Genomic DNA, 14,990 nt, shown 5'->3' with positions numbered 1-14,990 from the left:
CTGGGCCTGCTGGGCGGCGGGTTGTGGCTGGCGGCGCGCAGCGAGGTCGGCACCACGCTGATGGCCGACCTGCACACCGGTACCGGCGAGCGGCGCACCCTGGAACTGGAAGACGGCAGCCAGCTGAGCCTGAACGCTAGCACTGCCGTCGACCTTCAATTCGATGCCCACCAGCGCCTGGTGCTGCTGCGCCAGGGCGAACTGGTGATTGAAGTGGCACCCGACCCGCAGCGCCCCCTGCGCGTGCGCACCGCCCAGGGCGAAATCCGCGCGCTGGGCACGCGCTTTCTGGTCAGCCAGCAGCCCGACGCCACCCGCGTGGTGGTGCTGCAGCATGCGGTGCGCGCACGCCTGCACGATGGCAGCGAACTGGACCTGCAGGAAGGCCAGGCCGCCCTGCTGCACGCCCAGCGCATCGAGCGTCTGGGCCGTGACGAGCGTCACCGCGCCGACTGGCTGAACGGGCACCTGAATGTACTGGATGACCCGCTGGATGCAGTGGTCGACGCGCTGCGCCCCTACACCCGCGGCTTCGTGCGTGTCGCGCCGCAGGTGCGCAACCTGCGCGTGCAAGGGGTGTTCCCGCTCAACGATCCGCAGCGCAGCTTCGGTGCGCTGGCCGAAACACTGCCGATCGAGGTGCGACACTACGGCCCGTGGTTGACCCTGATCGGCCCGAAAAGCTGAGCCCGAGAACCCTCTGAAAAGTTTTTATGAAAAACAATCGCATTTGTGTCCGGTTTTCATTTCTCATCCCACCTATCTCCTGACTGCACACACAATCAGGAGAATTCCGTGCTCAACCCTTGGTCCCGCGCCCTCCCCGTCGCCGTTGCCCTGGCCACCCTGAGCTGCGCCGTGTCTGCCCAGCAGCAGGCACTTGCGTTCAACCTGCCGGCCGGCCCGCTCGCCGCCACGCTCAATGCCATCGCCAGCCAGAGCGGCCAGATCATCTCCCTCGACCCGGCCCTGGTGCAGGGCAGACAGGCCCCGGCCGTCCGTGGGCAGATGAGCGCCGAGCAGGCCCTGCAGGCCGCACTGGCCGGCAGCGGGCTGCAACTGCTGGTGACCGGCAGCGGCCACTTCAGCGTGGTGCAAGGTGTGAGTGCCGACGGCGCACTGGAGCTGGGCGCCACCAGCATCACCGAGGTGCGCAACCTGGCCACCACCGAAGGCTCGAACTCTTACGCAGCGCGGGTCACCACCATCGGCAAGGGCGAACACACGCTCAAGGAAATCCCCCAGTCGGTCAGCGTCATGACCCGCAAGCAGATGGACGACCAGGGCCTGACCAACCTCAAGGACGCCGCCAACCAGACCACCGGCCTGGTCGGCCAGCAAGGCGTGGGCAAGGGCATGATCCTGATGTCGCGCGGTTTTCAGATCGACGACTGGCAGTACGACGGCGTGCCGATTCCGCGCAACACCTACTCGCTGGGCAACTGGGCGACCCAGGACCTGATCTTCTTCGACCGCATCGAGTTCCTGCGCGGTGCCTCGGGCCTGCTGCAGGGCACCGGCAGCCCGGGCGGCGCGATCAATCTGGTGCGCAAGCGCGGGCAGGACAAACCCACCGTGACCGTCACCGGCAAGGCCGGCTCCTGGGACCACTACGGCCTGCAACTGGACGCTGGCGGCCCGCTGAACCAGCAGGGCACGATCCGCGGGCGCTTCGTCGCCGACGAAGACCAGAGCCAGTCGTTCATCGACTACGAGTGGAGCAAGACCCACTCGCTGTACGGCGCGCTGGATTTCGACCTGAGCCCGGACACCACCGTGGGTGTGGGCGTGAGCTACTCGGACAACACCTCACGGCCCATGCTGCGTGGCCTGCCGCGCTATGCCGACGGACGCCCTGTGGACGTGCCGCGCTCGACCTATACCGGCGCGCGCTGGAACCACTCCGAAATCGACGTGACCACGGTGTTTGCCGACCTCGACCACCGCTTCAACGACGACTGGAAGGTGCATGCCGCCGCCGTGTACATGAGCGAGAGCAACGACTCGCTGCACCAGCGGGTGCAAACCACCGGCCAAGGGCTGAATCCTGACGGCAGCGGTGTCCAGTATGCCAACTGGTACACAGACTTCGACTCGACCAAGGTGGGTCTGGACGCCTACGTCAACGGCCATTTCGAGACGCTGGGGCTGCAACAGGAACTCATCCTGGGTGGCAACTATTCCCAACTCAAGACCGACGATGTGTTCGCGCGCACCTTCATCAACGGCGGCAATATCTTCGATATCGACCACGACCGCCCCAAACCCAGCTACGACAGCCTGATGCGTGACGGCGGCCGAGCCACCGCAAGCGAATATGACGTGCGCCAGAAAGGCCTGTACGGCAGTTGGCGGGTCAAGCTGGCCGAGCCGTTGACCGTAGTGCTTGGCTCGCGCGTGAGCTGGTACGACTTCCGCTACTCCTCAGTCATCACACAGGGCAACACGGTGACGGTCGCTGACCCAAGCGTCATGACCGAAACCGGTGTGGTTACCCCCTATGCCGGCATCATCTATGACCTGACCCAGGAATGGGCGGCCTACGCCAGCTACACCGACGTGTTCCAGCCGCAGAGCGAACTCGATGCCGCACAATCGGTACTGAAGCCGATTGTCGGCAGCAACTACGAAGTGGGCCTCAAGGGCGAACTGATGGATGGCCGGGTCAACACCTCGTTCGCCGTGTTCCGCTACGACCAGAACAACCGAGCGATCACCGACGCCTCTGCGCAATGTGGCTCCGGCGATTGTTCGAAAGCGTCCGGCAAGGTGCGCAGCCAGGGTTTCGAAGCCGAAATCAGTGGCGAAGTGATGCCCGACCTGCAGCTGTTCGCCGGGTACACCTACACCACCACCACGTACATCAAGGACCCGGAGAACGAAGGCAAGGTCTTCAACCAGTGGACCCCCAAGCACATGCTGCGGGTATGGAGCGACTACCGTTTGCCGGGCGACTGGAGCCGCGTAAGCGCGGGCCTGGGCTTCAGCAGCCAGAGCCACACACTGGGTTACGAGAGTACGTTTGATGTGCCCGGTTACACGGTGTGGAATGCACGCCTGGCCTATCAGCTGACGCCTGAGGTGAGCGTGGCAGTCAACGCCAACAACCTGTTCGACAAACACTACATTGCCTCGGGCTACAACCAGCTCGGCGGCAACAACAACTACGGCGAGCCGCGCAACATGATGTTCAGCGTCAAGTACACGCCGCAGTTCTGAGGCGCCTGCTTCGCCGGCAAGGCCGGCTCCTGCACAGCCTGTAGGAGCCTGCCTTGCCGGCGAATGCCCCGACGCGGTGTCACCTGCCCAGCGCCCTGGCCATCACGATGGTGCGCTCTTCCCCCTCCACCACCTCGCGTACCACCGCATACCCCAACCGCGCATAGAACGCCTGCGCCGTCAGCGAGGACGGTACCCGCAGCGCCTGCACCCCCGCCGCACCGGCCAGCTCTTCAACATGCAGCATCAAGGCCCGACCGATGCCCAGCCCCTGCCGGTCCGGCGCCACGAACACCGTGCGCACCACGTCCCCCTCCAGGCTCGCGGTACCCACCACCTGCCCGCCCAACTGCGCCACCACCACCTGCCGGCGCGCCATCAACCCCAGCAGCGCCTCGGGGGAAAAACTCTGCTCCACCCGCGCAATCACCGCCGGCGAATAATCCTGGCTGTTGCTCGTGCGCAAGGCCTGGACAATCACCCGGCTGATCGCCGGCGCATCCGTTTCCAGTGCTTGGCGCACCTGACATGTTTCGCTCATCACCGCCCCACTCCAGCCACCCTGCATTTGAGAATGAATGCTATTATCGCCTTCCTTTTTTCGACACCCGAGCCCTGTCTTGTCCGCGCCCACCCGCTACCTGCTGAGCGACTTCCATGCCCTGGGCCAGCGCTACGACGTGCACTATAGCCTGCCCGAAGGCGACGGCGGCGAGGACGATCCGTGCCTGATGCAGGGCCATATCAGCGAACATCGCCTGGCCCCCGGCTTCAGCCTGGTGAACTCCGACGTACAGGCCTTCCACACCTACCGCGCCGATTCGCTGGACATGCCCGACCTGACCCTCGCGCTGGTACTTCAGGGTCAGGCCTCGATCACCTACACCCGCACCCAGCCCCTGCAACCAGGCGCCTGCATCACCGCGCTGTGCGGCGATGGCCGGCCGATGTCGGCACTGCACCGCGGTGGCGCGCACCTGCGCGGGCTCAACCTGTCGCTGCGCCGCCCGCAGGATGTGGGCGAAGAGGCCTTGGCCGAGCTGATCGAGGCCCGCCTGCGCGGCCACGGCTCGGCCCTGAGTTGCTGGGCCCTGCCCGCGCACCTGCTGGCGGGCATCGAAGACATGTTGTCCGGTCGCTGGCAAGGCACCCTGCAGCACCTGTTGTGCCAGGGCCTGAGCCTGCAACTGCTCAGCCACGGCCTGGCCAGTTTCGACAGCCTGCCGGCCCCTTCGCCGGGCCTGTGCTCACGCGACCGGCTGATGCTCGAACGGGTGCGCGAGCACCTGCACCAACAGCCCGGCGACGAGCACGACCTCACCGAACTGGCGCGCCTGGCCTGCATGAGCAGCAGCTCGCTGCGCAGCAAGTTCCGCGCGCTGTACGGCGAAACGGTGTTCGGCTACCTGCGCAACCGGCGCCTCGACCAGGCCCGCCAGTTGCTCGAACAGGGCTGGCAGATCCAGCAGGCCGCGCACCATGTCGGCTACCGCCACGCCAGCAATTTCGCCACCGCGTTTCGCCAGCGCTTTGGCCACGCCCCCCGCGAAACCGCCTGAAGTTCCCCACCCGACGCACGCTTTGGCAGCGCCCATAAGCAGTCTGGCATCTGCCAAACGTGGCCCCGCAAGCAACTGTGAATAATACGCAGACGATAACGATACTCTGCGGAGAACGATTCCCATGCAGCGCCGCCTTGCCCCCTCTACCCGACCGATCAGCAGCGTGCGTATCGCCCTGCTGGGCGGGGCCTTTGTCTCCCTGATGGCCAGTGCCGAGGAGTCCGCCGAAAAGCCGGTGCTGACACTGCAGGCCACCGACGTACAGGGCGAGGCGTACCGGCCGCAGACCACCGAAGGCAGCGCCAGCTATACCACCGGCGCGATGTCCACCGCCATCGGCTTGCCGATGTCGATCCGCGAAACCCCGCAGTCGGTCAGCGTGGTGACCCGCCAGCAGATCGAGGACGAGGGCCTGAGCAACACCGCGCAGATTCTCGACAGCGCGCCGGGCATTTCCCATGTGCGCAACGACAGCAATCGCCTGTCGTTCTCGGCGCGTGGTTTCACCATCGACAACTTCCAGTTCGACGGCCTGGCCTCGCCGATCAACGGCTTCTGGAACTTCGGCGCCACCGAGATGGACACGGCCATCTATGATCGCGTCGAGATCGTGCGCGGTTCCACCGGCCTGCTGACCGGCGCCGGCAGCCCGTCGGCGGCGGTCAACTTCGTGCGCAAGCGCCCGCTGCCCGAGTTCGCCGCCAGCGGCTCGGCGGGCATCGGGCGCTGGGACGAGCGACGGGGTGATGTGGACGTGTCGGCCCCGCTGACGGAGGACGGGCGCATCGCCGCGCGGGTGGTGGCCGCCTATTCGCAGAAGGACAGCCACGTCAGCTACCTGGACTACGGCTCGCGCACCTTGTACGGCGTGGTCAGCAGCGAACTGGGCCCGCGCACCCGGCTGACCACCAGCCTGGAGTACCAGAAGAACGAAACCGACGGCATGGGCAGCGGCTTTCCGCTGTTCTACAAGGACGGTGGGCGTACCGACTTCGGCCGCTCGGCGGCCAACAACACCAAGTGGGGCTACTTCGGCACCGAGTCCACCACCGCCTTCGTCGACCTCGAGCACCAGCTGGAAAACGACTGGAAGTTGCGCGCCGCCTACAGCCGCTTCGAAGGCAACTACCGCATGCGCTACCTGTACCGCGGCGGCTACCCGGACCGCGAAACCGGGCGCGGCATGTCGGCCAGCTTCCTCAAGTACGAGGGCGAACGCACCCGTGATGACTGGCACCTGACCGCCAGCGGGCCGTTCCAGCTGCTGGGCCGCAGCCACGAACTGGCGTTCGGTGCGATGAGCATCGACGACGACCTGACCATCGACCAGTTCAGGCCGCTGGGCACGGTGCCGGATACCGGCAACTTCATGGACTGGAACAGCAACCACATTGCCGAGCCCGCCTGGTCCAACGTGCGCGCCTCGGGCGATGCCACCCACACCCGGCAGAACGGCGGCTACGCGGTAACGCGCCTGTCGCTGGCCGACCCGCTGCACCTGATACTCGGCGCACGGGTCAGCAACTGGGAAATCGACCAGGACTACTACGGCAGCCTGCGCCAGTACCGCTACCGCAACGAAGTGACGCCCTACGCGGGGCTGGTGTATGACCTGAACTCGACCTACAGCCTGTACACCAGCTACACCAGCATCTTCAACCAGCAGAACGCGCGCGGGCCGGACGGCAGCATCCTCGACCCGGTGACCGGTGACAGCTACGAGGCCGGCATCAAGGCCGGCTACCTGGACGGTCGCCTGAACGCAGCGCTGGCGGTGTACCGTACCCAGCAGGAGGGCCTGGCCGAAGCGATCCCGGGGGTGAACGTGGAGGGGCGCCCCAATGAGCAGGCGTACAAGGCCGGCACCGGGGCGCGGGTCGACGGCTTCGACCTGGAGCTGGCCGGACAGCTCACCGAGCAGTGGAACCTGTCGGCCAGCTACACCCACTTCATTGCCCGCAATGCCGACGACAAGGCGATCAACACCAACCACCCGCGCACCCAGGCCAAGCTGTTCACCACCTACCGTCTGGGCGGTGTGCTGGACAAGCTGACCGTGGGCGGTGGCGCAACGTGGCGCAGTGGCGTGTCACGCAGCGACGTGGCGATGCCGGGCGGTTTCACCGACCTGGAGCAAGGCGGCTACACGCTGGTCAGCCTGATGAGCCGTTACGCCCTCAACGACCACCTGAGTGTGAGTGCGCATGTCGACAACCTGTTCGACAAGCGTTACTACGAGCAGATCGGCTTCTACAGCCAGGGCTGGTACGGCGAGCCGCGCAACCTGCGCCTGAGCGTGCGCGCCACCTTCTGACCGCATCGCGGGTCAAGCCCGCTCCCACAAGTACTGCGCCGGCCCCAGGAACATCGCAATACCTGTGGGAGCGGGCTTGACCCGCGATGGGCTGCAAGGCAGCCCCGCCTCAATCATCCCTCAACCCTGCGCTCGAATATCCAGGTGTCATGCACCCCATGCCACGGTGTATCGCGCACACCCTCCACCACCCGCACCACCTCGAACCCAAGCGCCCTGGCCAACCCATGGCTGGCGCCGTTCACCGACGCCGCGGTCAGGCGCAAGGTGCCGAAATCCTGCGCCGCCAGCAGCGCGCCGATGCCTTCGCTCATCAACCCCTGCCCGCTGTACCCGACGTTGGCCCAGTACCCCAGCACATGCGCATGCTCGCCCGCAGGGTCCGGATACAGGCCGGCACAGCCAATCACCGCGGTCTGATCGGCCGTGAGAATGAAGTAACGCTTCTCGGCCGCCACCCGCGCGTGGTCCAGCAACGCCTGGCGCAGGTTGTTGCGCGTGTCCTGCAACGCCGGTGCGGCCTTGGCCCACGGCAAAAACGGCTGGTGCAGCACAAAGCTGTCGATCAACGCCTGGTTCACCCACGGCGCCAACGCCGCATCCGGCATCACCACCACCGTCCTGGGCGTACTCGCCACCACCTGCAACACCATGCCTGCACTCCCCTTGCTGTTCATCCTGATCCCGATGATTGTCACAAAAAATTTCACCGGTGCGACATTTTGTCTTTCATTGCCGCCTGAACAGGTTCAAAATAAAACTGTACCGTACAGTACTAAACATGAATCCACGCCCCCATGCCCGCGCAGCTGGGGTCGTGTCATGGACAAACAGGAATGAAAAACACAGATAACCCGGGGGCCCCTGCCCCTGCTTCAACTCGCCTTGCCTTTTATATCTTCGGTACCCTGCTCGGCCTCAGCGGCCTGGCCCTGGCGGTCGGCGGTGTGCGCCTGGCCACCCTCGGCGGCTCGTGGTACTACCTGCTGGCCGGCCTGGGCATGCTGCTGGCCGGTGTGCTCTATGCCCGGCGCAAGCCGCTGGGCGCCGGCCTGATGGCGCTGGTGTTCGGCGCCACCGTCATCTGGTCGCTGTGGGAAGTCGGCCTGCGCTTCTGGCCACTGGTGCCGCGCCTGGCGCCGTTCCTGGTGATCGGCCTGGTGGCGGCGGTGTTGCATCCGTACCTGGCCGGCGGCCGTCAACGTGGCCTCAGCCATGCGTGCGCCGCCCTGTTCGGGCTGGCCCTGGTGGCCGGCGGCGCCTCGACCTTCGTGCCGCACGGGGTCATGCACGCCACCACGGAACCTGTGCTCGACACCCCGGCCACCACGGCCGGCGCCCCCCAGGACTGGCAGCACTACAGCAACGGCCCGCAGGGCACGCGCTTCACGCCGCTGGACCAGATCAACAAGGGCAACATCGACAAGCTCCAGGTGGCCTGGACCTACCGCACCGGCGAGATCGCCGAAGGCGCCTCCGAGTCGCAGAACACGCCGATCCAGATCGCCGACACGGTGTACACCTGCACCCCGTTGAGCAAGGTCATCGCGCTGGATGCCGACACCGGCAAGGAGCGCTGGACCTTCGACTCCAAGCCCGCCAACGACAAGACCTGGAACCGCTGCCGCGGCCTTGGCTACTACGAGCCGGCCAAGGTCCAGAAGCCGTTCCAGTTCGCTGACCTGGCATCCGCCCCACGCGCCACGGGTGGTGTGTGCGCCAAGCGCATCGTGCAGGTCACCATGGATGCACGGCTGATCGAGATCGACGCCGACACCGGCAAGCCGTGCGAAGACTTCGGCGACAAGGGCTCGGTCGACCTGACCCAGGGCCTGGGCCTGGTGGATGAAGGCGTGCCGTACTACGCCTACACCTCCGCGCCCACCGTGGCACGCAACCTGATCATCCTCGGCGGCTGGGTCTTCGATGGCCGCTCCACCGACGAACCGTCAGGCGTGGTGCGTGCCTTCAGCGCCGACACCGGCGAACTGGTGTGGGCGTGGGACCTGGGCAACCCGGCCATCACCAAGCTGCCACCGGAGGGCGAAACCTATACCCGCAGCACGCCGAACATGTGGTCCACCCCGGCGTTCGATGACGAACTGGGCCTGGTCTACCTGCCTACCGGCAACCAGCAGCCCGATTTCTGGGGTGGCGATCGCCCGGCGCTGACCGAGAAATACTCGTCTGCCGTGGTTGCCCTGGACATGGCCACCGGCCGCGAGCGCTGGACCTTCCAGACCGTGCACCACGACATCTGGGACTACGACGTGGCTGCCCAGCCGGCGCTGTACGACGTGCCGGACGGCAAGGGCGGCAAGATCCCCGCGCTGGTCCAGCTGACCAAGCGCGGGCAGATCTTCCTGCTCGACCGTCGCACCGGCAAGCCGATTGCCGACGTGGTCGAAAAACCCGTGCCCCAGGCCCATGCCGAAGGCGACTGGGTAGCCAAGACCCAACCCTACTCGGTAGGCATGCCGGCGCTGGGCGCCGAACCGCTGACCGAACAGGACATGTGGGGCGCGACCTTCTTCGACCAGCTGATGTGCCGCATCAACTTCCGCGAACTCAACTACGAGGGTGAATTCACCGCACCGAGCACCCGCGACACCCTGATCTACCCAGGCTACTACGGTGGCTTCAACTGGGGCGGCGCGGCCATCGACGAGCGCAACGGCTACCTGTTCCTCAACGACATCCGCATCCCGCAGGTGGTCAAGCTGGTCAAGCGTGAAAACGTCGACCTGTCGCACCTCAAGTCCGGGCACGGCGTGGGCAGTACCTACCCGATGGACGGCACGCCGTTCGTGATCGACCACAAGGCCTTCAACTCGCCACTGGGCATCCCCTGCCAGAGCCCGCCATGGGGCGTGTTCGCCGCCATCGACCTGAAAACCCGCAAGCAGGTCTGGGAACGTCCAGCCGGTACGGTGCAGGACGCGGTGATCAATGGCGTGCGTGCCAACCTGCCGATCCCGCTGGGCATGCCCACCCTGGGCGGCGGCGTGAGCACCGGTGCCGGGCTGGTGTTCTATGCCGGTACCCAGGACTACTACCTGCGGGCACTGGACATCGCCACGGGCGAGGAAGTGTGGAAGGGTCGCCTGCCGGTCGGCGGCCAGGCCACACCGATGAGCTACGTGTCGCCGCGCTCAGGCCGTCAGTACGTGGTGGTGGTGGCCGGCGGTGCGCGCCAGTCTCCAGATCGCGGGGATTACGTGATAGCGTACGCGCTCCCTGACAAAGAGTAGCGCCCATGACCCCGTTGCACCGTGCCCCGACTTCCCCTACGAGCCGAAGTGTGGAGCGCAGGCGCAACCTGCTGGTGACCGCCAGCGAGCTGTTTCTGGAGCACGGCTACGATGGCGTCAGCATGGACGCCATCGTCGCCGCGGCAGGCGGTTCCAAGGCCACCATCTACCGCTACTTCGGCAGCAAGAACGAGCTGCTGGTGGCGGTGGTGGAGTACCTGTGCGACGACTTCATCATCGACCTGCGCCAGCTGGACACCAGCACCGTGGGGCTGGCCGAGGGGCTGCGGCTGATCCTCGACCAGTTGGTGGCGGTGGTCACCAGCCCGCGGCACGTGGCGTTCTACCGCCTGGTGGTCAATGGCACGGCGCATGTGCCCGAAGTGGGCCAGACCTGGTACGAGCATGGCCCGCAGGTATGGCATTCGCTGATTCTGCGCTTGCTCGAAGGCCAGCGCGGGCAAGGGGCAGTGGCCGCGGATGCATCGCTGTCGGAACTGCCGCACGTGCTGTTCGATGCGCTGTTCTCGCACCTCACCACACGCACCGTGATGCTCGGGCAGCACTGCACGGCCGAAGCGTTCCGGCCGATGATCGATGAGCTGACCGGGTTGGTGCTCAGGCGTTTGCAGCAGAATTGAACACCGCGTCGCCGGCGATCGCGGGTCAAGCCCGCTCCCACAGGATCATCTGCCACCTGTGGGAGCGGGCTTGACCCGCGATAGGCCTTAACTCACCACGCGGTAGCACGGCTCATACGCCGCCCCACCCGGCAGCTTCATCCGATGCTGCTCCACGAACGCCTGCAACAGCTTGTCCAGTGGCTGCATGATCGCGGTATCGCCATGGATCTCGTATGGCCCATGCTCCTCGATCAGGCGAATGCCCTTGTCCTTCACGTTGCCCGCCACGATCCCGGAGAACGCCCGGCGCAGGTTCGCCGCCAGCTCGTGTGCCGGCAAGTCGCGGCTCAGCTGCAGGCTGGCCATGTTGGCGTGGGTCGGGTCGAACGGGCGCTGGAAGCCCTCTTCGATCTTCAGCATCCAGTTGAAGTGGAACGCATCGTTGCGCTCGCGGCGGAACTGCTTGACCTGCCTGAGCCCCTCGGTCATCTGCCGCGCGACCTGGGCCGGGTCGTCGATGATGATCTCGTACAGCGCATGGGCCGCCTCGCCCAGGGTGGCACCGACAAAATGATGCAGCTGCTGCAGGTACGCCTCGGCGCTGCGCGGGCCGGTCAGGATCACCGGGAACGGCAGGTCGCGGTTTTCCGGGTGCATCAGGATGCCCAGCAGGTACAGGAACTCCTCGGCCGTGCCTGCGCCACCAGGGAAGATGATGATGCCGTGGCCCACGCGCACGAAGGCTTCCAGGCGCTTTTCGATGTCCGGCAGAATCACCAGCTCGTTGACGATCGGGTTCGGCGCCTCGGCGGCGATGATGCCCGGCTCGGTCAGGCCCAGGTAGCGGCCGATGCTCATGCGCTGCTTGGCGTGGGCGATGGTGGCGCCCTTCATCGGCCCCTTCATCACGCCCGGCCCGCAGCCGGTGCAGATGTCCAGCTTGCGCAGGCCCAGTTCGTGGCCGACCTTCTTGGTGTACTGGTATTCCTCGGTGCTGATCGAGTGGCCGCCCCAGCACACCACCATCTTCGGCTCCACGCCCGGGCGCAGGGTGCGCGCGTTGCGCAGCAGCTGGAAGACATAGTCGGTGATGCCCTGGGAGCTTTCCAGGTCGATGCCCATGCGGTCCAGTTCGCTTTCGGTGTAGACGATGTCGCGCAGGGCGCTGAACAGCATTTCGCGGGTGCTGGCGATCATTTCGCCATCGACGAAGGCGTCGGCCGGCGCGTTCAGCAGCTCAAGGCGCACGCCGCGGTCCTGCTGGTGGATACGGACTTCGAAGTCCTTGTAGGCGTCGAGAATGGTCTTGGCGTTGTCGACGTGGGCGCCGGTATTGAGGATGGCCAGGGCGCACTGGCGGAACAGGGTGTAGATGCTGCCGGAACCGGCTTCGCTCAGTTGCTGCACTTCACGTTGGGAGAGTGTCTCCAGGCTGCCTTTGGGGCTGACAGATGCGTTGATTACGTGTCTTGGGGTCATTCTGGATTCCATATGTACGACGCCAGCGAACGGCTGTGGCATCGGGGTATTAACGCCTGACGCAATGCTGCATACAGGTTTTATCAGGTGGCCGGTCGCAATGGCAAACGGTCTGCCTGAAAGAGTAGGCGCGATCCCCCGGCGATGCCTCAGATTCCGTGCGCCGCCCAGCACTGCGCCACCTGCTCGGGCTGCTGCGCCTCGACCCCGCGCAGATCCCTCGGGTAGGTGACCCCCGCCTGCTCCTCGAAGCGCGTGGCCACGAACTGCCCGTTGCTGGCGCGCAGCACCTGCCCCGTCACCTGGCATGCGTCCGACACCAGGTACACCACCCCCGGCACCACCCACTCGGGCTTGAGGTCATCCGGCTCGCCCTCCTCGCCCCACATGCGCGTGCGCGCCACCGGCGAAACCGCGTTGACCAGAATGCCGTGTGCGGCGCCCTCTTCGCTCAAGGCATTCATGATGCCCAGCTGCGCCATCTTGCCGGCGGCATAGGCCGCCAGCCCGGTCTGCGCGTAGCACGCATACATGGCCCGGTCGGAGGTCGTCAGCACCACCCGCGGCGCGGCGCTGGCCTTCAGGTGCGGCCAGGCGTGCTTGCACAGCCACAAGGGCGCCTGCACGCTGATCGCCAGGGCGCGTTCGACAAAGCCTGCATCCACCTGCTCGATCGGCTGGTACCCCACCCAGCCGGCGTTGTGGATCACCCCGTCGAGGCCGCCGAACTGCTCCACAGTGCGTGCCACCAGCGCCTCACAGGCCGCTTCATCGGCCAGTTCGGCGCAGTGCCCGAGTACCTGGTGCCCCGCCGCCCGCAGGGCCTGGGCCGCCTGTTCGACCGGGCCGGGGTCGGTGCCGCAGCCGGCGCGGTCGGCGCCGCGGTCGGTAATGACCACCCGCGCGCCGCGCTCGGCCAGGGCCCTGGCGTAGGCAAGCCCCAGGCCGCGGGCGGCGCCGGTGACGAGAAAGGTGCGATGGGTGAAGTTCATGGGCGCTCTCCTGTAAAGTCGTCGAGCCTATCGAGCGCGCCGCGCAAAGTTGAATACTATCGAAGGCCGGTTCCGATACCCGTCAGATATCGCACCGCGCCAGGGACGCCGCCATGATCGAGACCCGCCTGTTACGCCAGTTCATCGTCGTTGCCGAAGAACTGCACATCCACCGCGCCGCCGAACGCCTGCACATGGCCCAGCCGCCGCTGAGCCAGGCGATTGCGCGGCTGGAACAGAAGCTCGGTTGCACGCTGCTGGTACGTCACTCGCGCGGGGTGTGCCTGACCGGCGCCGGCCAGGCCTTCGTCGAGACCGCGCGCGCCACCCTGAGCCTGCTGGACCAGGGCGCCGAACACGCCCGCGAGGTGGCCGACGGGGTCAGCGGGCACCTGCGCATCGGCAGCCTGGCACTGGCCGGCTACCCGCCGCTGCTCGAGGCCCTGCGCCGGTTTCGCGCGCAGTGGCCCAAGGTGCGCCTGAGCCTGCAGCAGCAACCCTCGGCGCAACTGGCCGAGGGAGTGCTGGGTGGTGAACTGGACGTGGCCTTCATGCGCCAGCTGCCGGGGCTGAGCGAGCGCCTGCACAGCCGGCTGATCCTCGACGAGCCGCTGCTGCTGGCGGTGCCTGCCGGGCACCGACTGGCCCACGGTGGCCCGGTGCACCTGGGCGAGGCCGCAGACGAAGACTTCGTGTTCACCCCGCCGGCCCTGGGCAGCGGCTTTCACCAGCAGATGCTGAGCCTGTGCGAACGCGCCGGCTTCACCCCGCGCATCAGCCAGCAGGCAGCGCAGATGCAGACACTGGTCAGCCTGGTGGGCTGCGGGTTCGGCGTGGCCCTGGTGCCGCAGGCGGCGGCGCGGGCCAACCGTCAGGACGGCGTGCACTTCTGTGCCCTGCACGACACCCCGCCGCTGGGCCTGTACATGGTGTGCCCGGGGGAGCAGAGCACCCCGCAGGCACGCCACTTCATGGACCTGTTCGCACCGGCTACAGGGCAATCCCCAGTGCCTGGCGCAACTGCGCGGCACGCGGCTCTGCTGCCGGGCTGACCAGCGCGTAGTTGTAGGCGCCCTGCGACCAGTAGCGGGCCTGCAACTCGCCGTCCACCCGCTCGCCACTGGGCATGCGCGCATAGTGCTCGCCGGGCGAGCGCAGGAACAGGCTGACCCGCTCGCCGCTGGCATCCTGGAACAGCAGCAGCGCCGCCGGCCCCTGCTCGTTGCTGAGCAACCGCGCGCCCACCGGCGTGAAGCCATAGGCCGAGAGGTCCGGCAACTGCCCTGCCTGGGCAAAGTGCTCGCCCAGCCAGGCCTGCAATTGCCCCGGCCGCTGCACGTTCAGGTCCAATGTGCCCGACTGGGCAAACAGGCGGTGCGCCTGCACGGCATCGGCCATCGGTGCGAGGCCCGCCTGCAGGCTCGACTCGCGCGCCTGCCAGCCGCCCAGGCCACCGATGCCCAGTGCCACCAGCAGCATCGCCGCGCTGGCCCATTGGCGGCGATGGCGCTGGCGCACGGCGCGGCGCACGGCTGCCGGGTCGAGCCGCG

12 protein-coding genes are annotated in these 14,990 nt (G+C 66.7%); 7 read left to right on the top strand and 5 right to left on the bottom strand.

Translation table 11 applies throughout. The features are described 5' to 3' along the window. Positions 1-687 (top strand): FecR family protein (locus DN387_RS21470; RefSeq protein WP_254506293.1); only part of this gene is annotated, 687 nt, incomplete at its 5' end. A gap of 108 nt (positions 688-795) precedes the next feature. Then, complete coding sequence (locus DN387_RS21465; RefSeq protein ID WP_054915126.1) at positions 796-3,219, top strand: TonB-dependent siderophore receptor; 2,424 nt, start codon at positions 796-798, stop codon at positions 3,217-3,219. A 79-nt stretch (positions 3,220-3,298) separates the two neighbouring features. On the opposite strand, the gene DN387_RS21460 is transcribed toward DN387_RS21465, so the two are convergent. Further along, positions 3,299-3,760, bottom strand: a complete 462-nt coding sequence (locus DN387_RS21460; RefSeq protein WP_054915316.1) for a GNAT family N-acetyltransferase — start codon at positions 3,758-3,760, stop codon at positions 3,299-3,301. 79 nt (positions 3,761-3,839) lie between these two features. On the opposite strand from DN387_RS21460, the gene DN387_RS21455 reads away from it, so the two are divergent. After that, positions 3,840-4,778 carry a helix-turn-helix transcriptional regulator gene (locus DN387_RS21455; RefSeq protein WP_054915127.1) on the top strand — a complete coding sequence of 313 codons (939 nt, stop codon included), beginning with the start codon at positions 3,840-3,842 and terminating at the stop codon, positions 4,776-4,778. 124 nt (positions 4,779-4,902) lie between these two features. Then, entirely contained in the window at positions 4,903-7,095 is a 2,193-nt protein-coding gene (locus tag DN387_RS21450; protein ID WP_054915128.1) for a TonB-dependent siderophore receptor, read from the top strand. A 113-nt stretch (positions 7,096-7,208) separates the two neighbouring features. Here DN387_RS21450 and DN387_RS21445 read toward each other — a convergent pair whose 3' ends face one another. Continuing rightward, the gene (locus DN387_RS21445; protein ID WP_078480739.1) at positions 7,209-7,772 is read right to left on the bottom strand and encodes a GNAT family N-acetyltransferase; all 564 of its coding nucleotides are present in this window, start codon (positions 7,770-7,772) and stop codon (positions 7,209-7,211) included. A gap of 159 nt (positions 7,773-7,931) precedes the next feature. Between DN387_RS21445 and DN387_RS21440 the strand changes: the two genes are divergently transcribed. Together DN387_RS21440 and DN387_RS21430 are read left to right on the top strand one after the other, a co-directional pair. Continuing rightward, positions 7,932-10,346 (top strand): membrane-bound PQQ-dependent dehydrogenase, glucose/quinate/shikimate family, encoded by a 2,415-nt coding sequence (locus DN387_RS21440; protein WP_054915130.1) that lies wholly within the window; start codon positions 7,932-7,934, stop codon positions 10,344-10,346. 5 nt (positions 10,347-10,351) lie between these two features. Next, the gene (locus DN387_RS21430) at positions 10,352-10,987 is read left to right on the top strand and encodes a TetR/AcrR family transcriptional regulator (protein WP_043860909.1); all 636 of its coding nucleotides are present in this window, start codon (positions 10,352-10,354) and stop codon (positions 10,985-10,987) included. Between the two features lie 87 nt (positions 10,988-11,074). Here the strand turns inward: DN387_RS21430 and ppnN are convergent, their stop codons facing one another. Then, positions 11,075-12,448, bottom strand: a complete 1,374-nt coding sequence (ppnN, locus tag DN387_RS21425) for a nucleotide 5'-monophosphate nucleosidase PpnN (RefSeq protein ID WP_054915131.1) — start codon at positions 12,446-12,448, stop codon at positions 11,075-11,077. Positions 12,449-12,597: 149 nt separating this feature from the next. Then, the gene (locus DN387_RS21420; RefSeq protein WP_054915132.1) at positions 12,598-13,440 is read right to left on the bottom strand and encodes an SDR family NAD(P)-dependent oxidoreductase; all 843 of its coding nucleotides are present in this window, start codon (positions 13,438-13,440) and stop codon (positions 12,598-12,600) included. Positions 13,441-13,553: 113 nt separating this feature from the next. Between DN387_RS21420 and DN387_RS21415 the strand changes: the two genes are divergently transcribed. After that, positions 13,554-14,492: a LysR substrate-binding domain-containing protein gene (locus DN387_RS21415; protein ID WP_043860912.1), complete on the top strand. Its 939-nt coding sequence runs from the start codon at positions 13,554-13,556 to the stop codon at positions 14,490-14,492. On the opposite strand, the gene DN387_RS21410 is transcribed toward DN387_RS21415, so the two are convergent. Further along, on the bottom strand, positions 14,431-14,990 hold a 560-nt coding region (locus DN387_RS21410), incomplete at its 5' end, for an anti-sigma factor (protein ID WP_254506292.1). The genes DN387_RS21415 and DN387_RS21410 overlap by 62 nt on opposite strands.

The sequence above is a fragment of the Pseudomonas sp. FBF18 genome (genome assembly GCF_024261405.1).
In the GTDB taxonomy this organism is placed as follows: domain Bacteria; phylum Pseudomonadota; class Gammaproteobacteria; order Pseudomonadales; family Pseudomonadaceae; genus Aquipseudomonas; species Aquipseudomonas palmensis.
The sequence above is the reverse complement of the archived record's forward strand: the minus strand, read 5'-3'. Positions and strand labels throughout refer to the sequence as shown.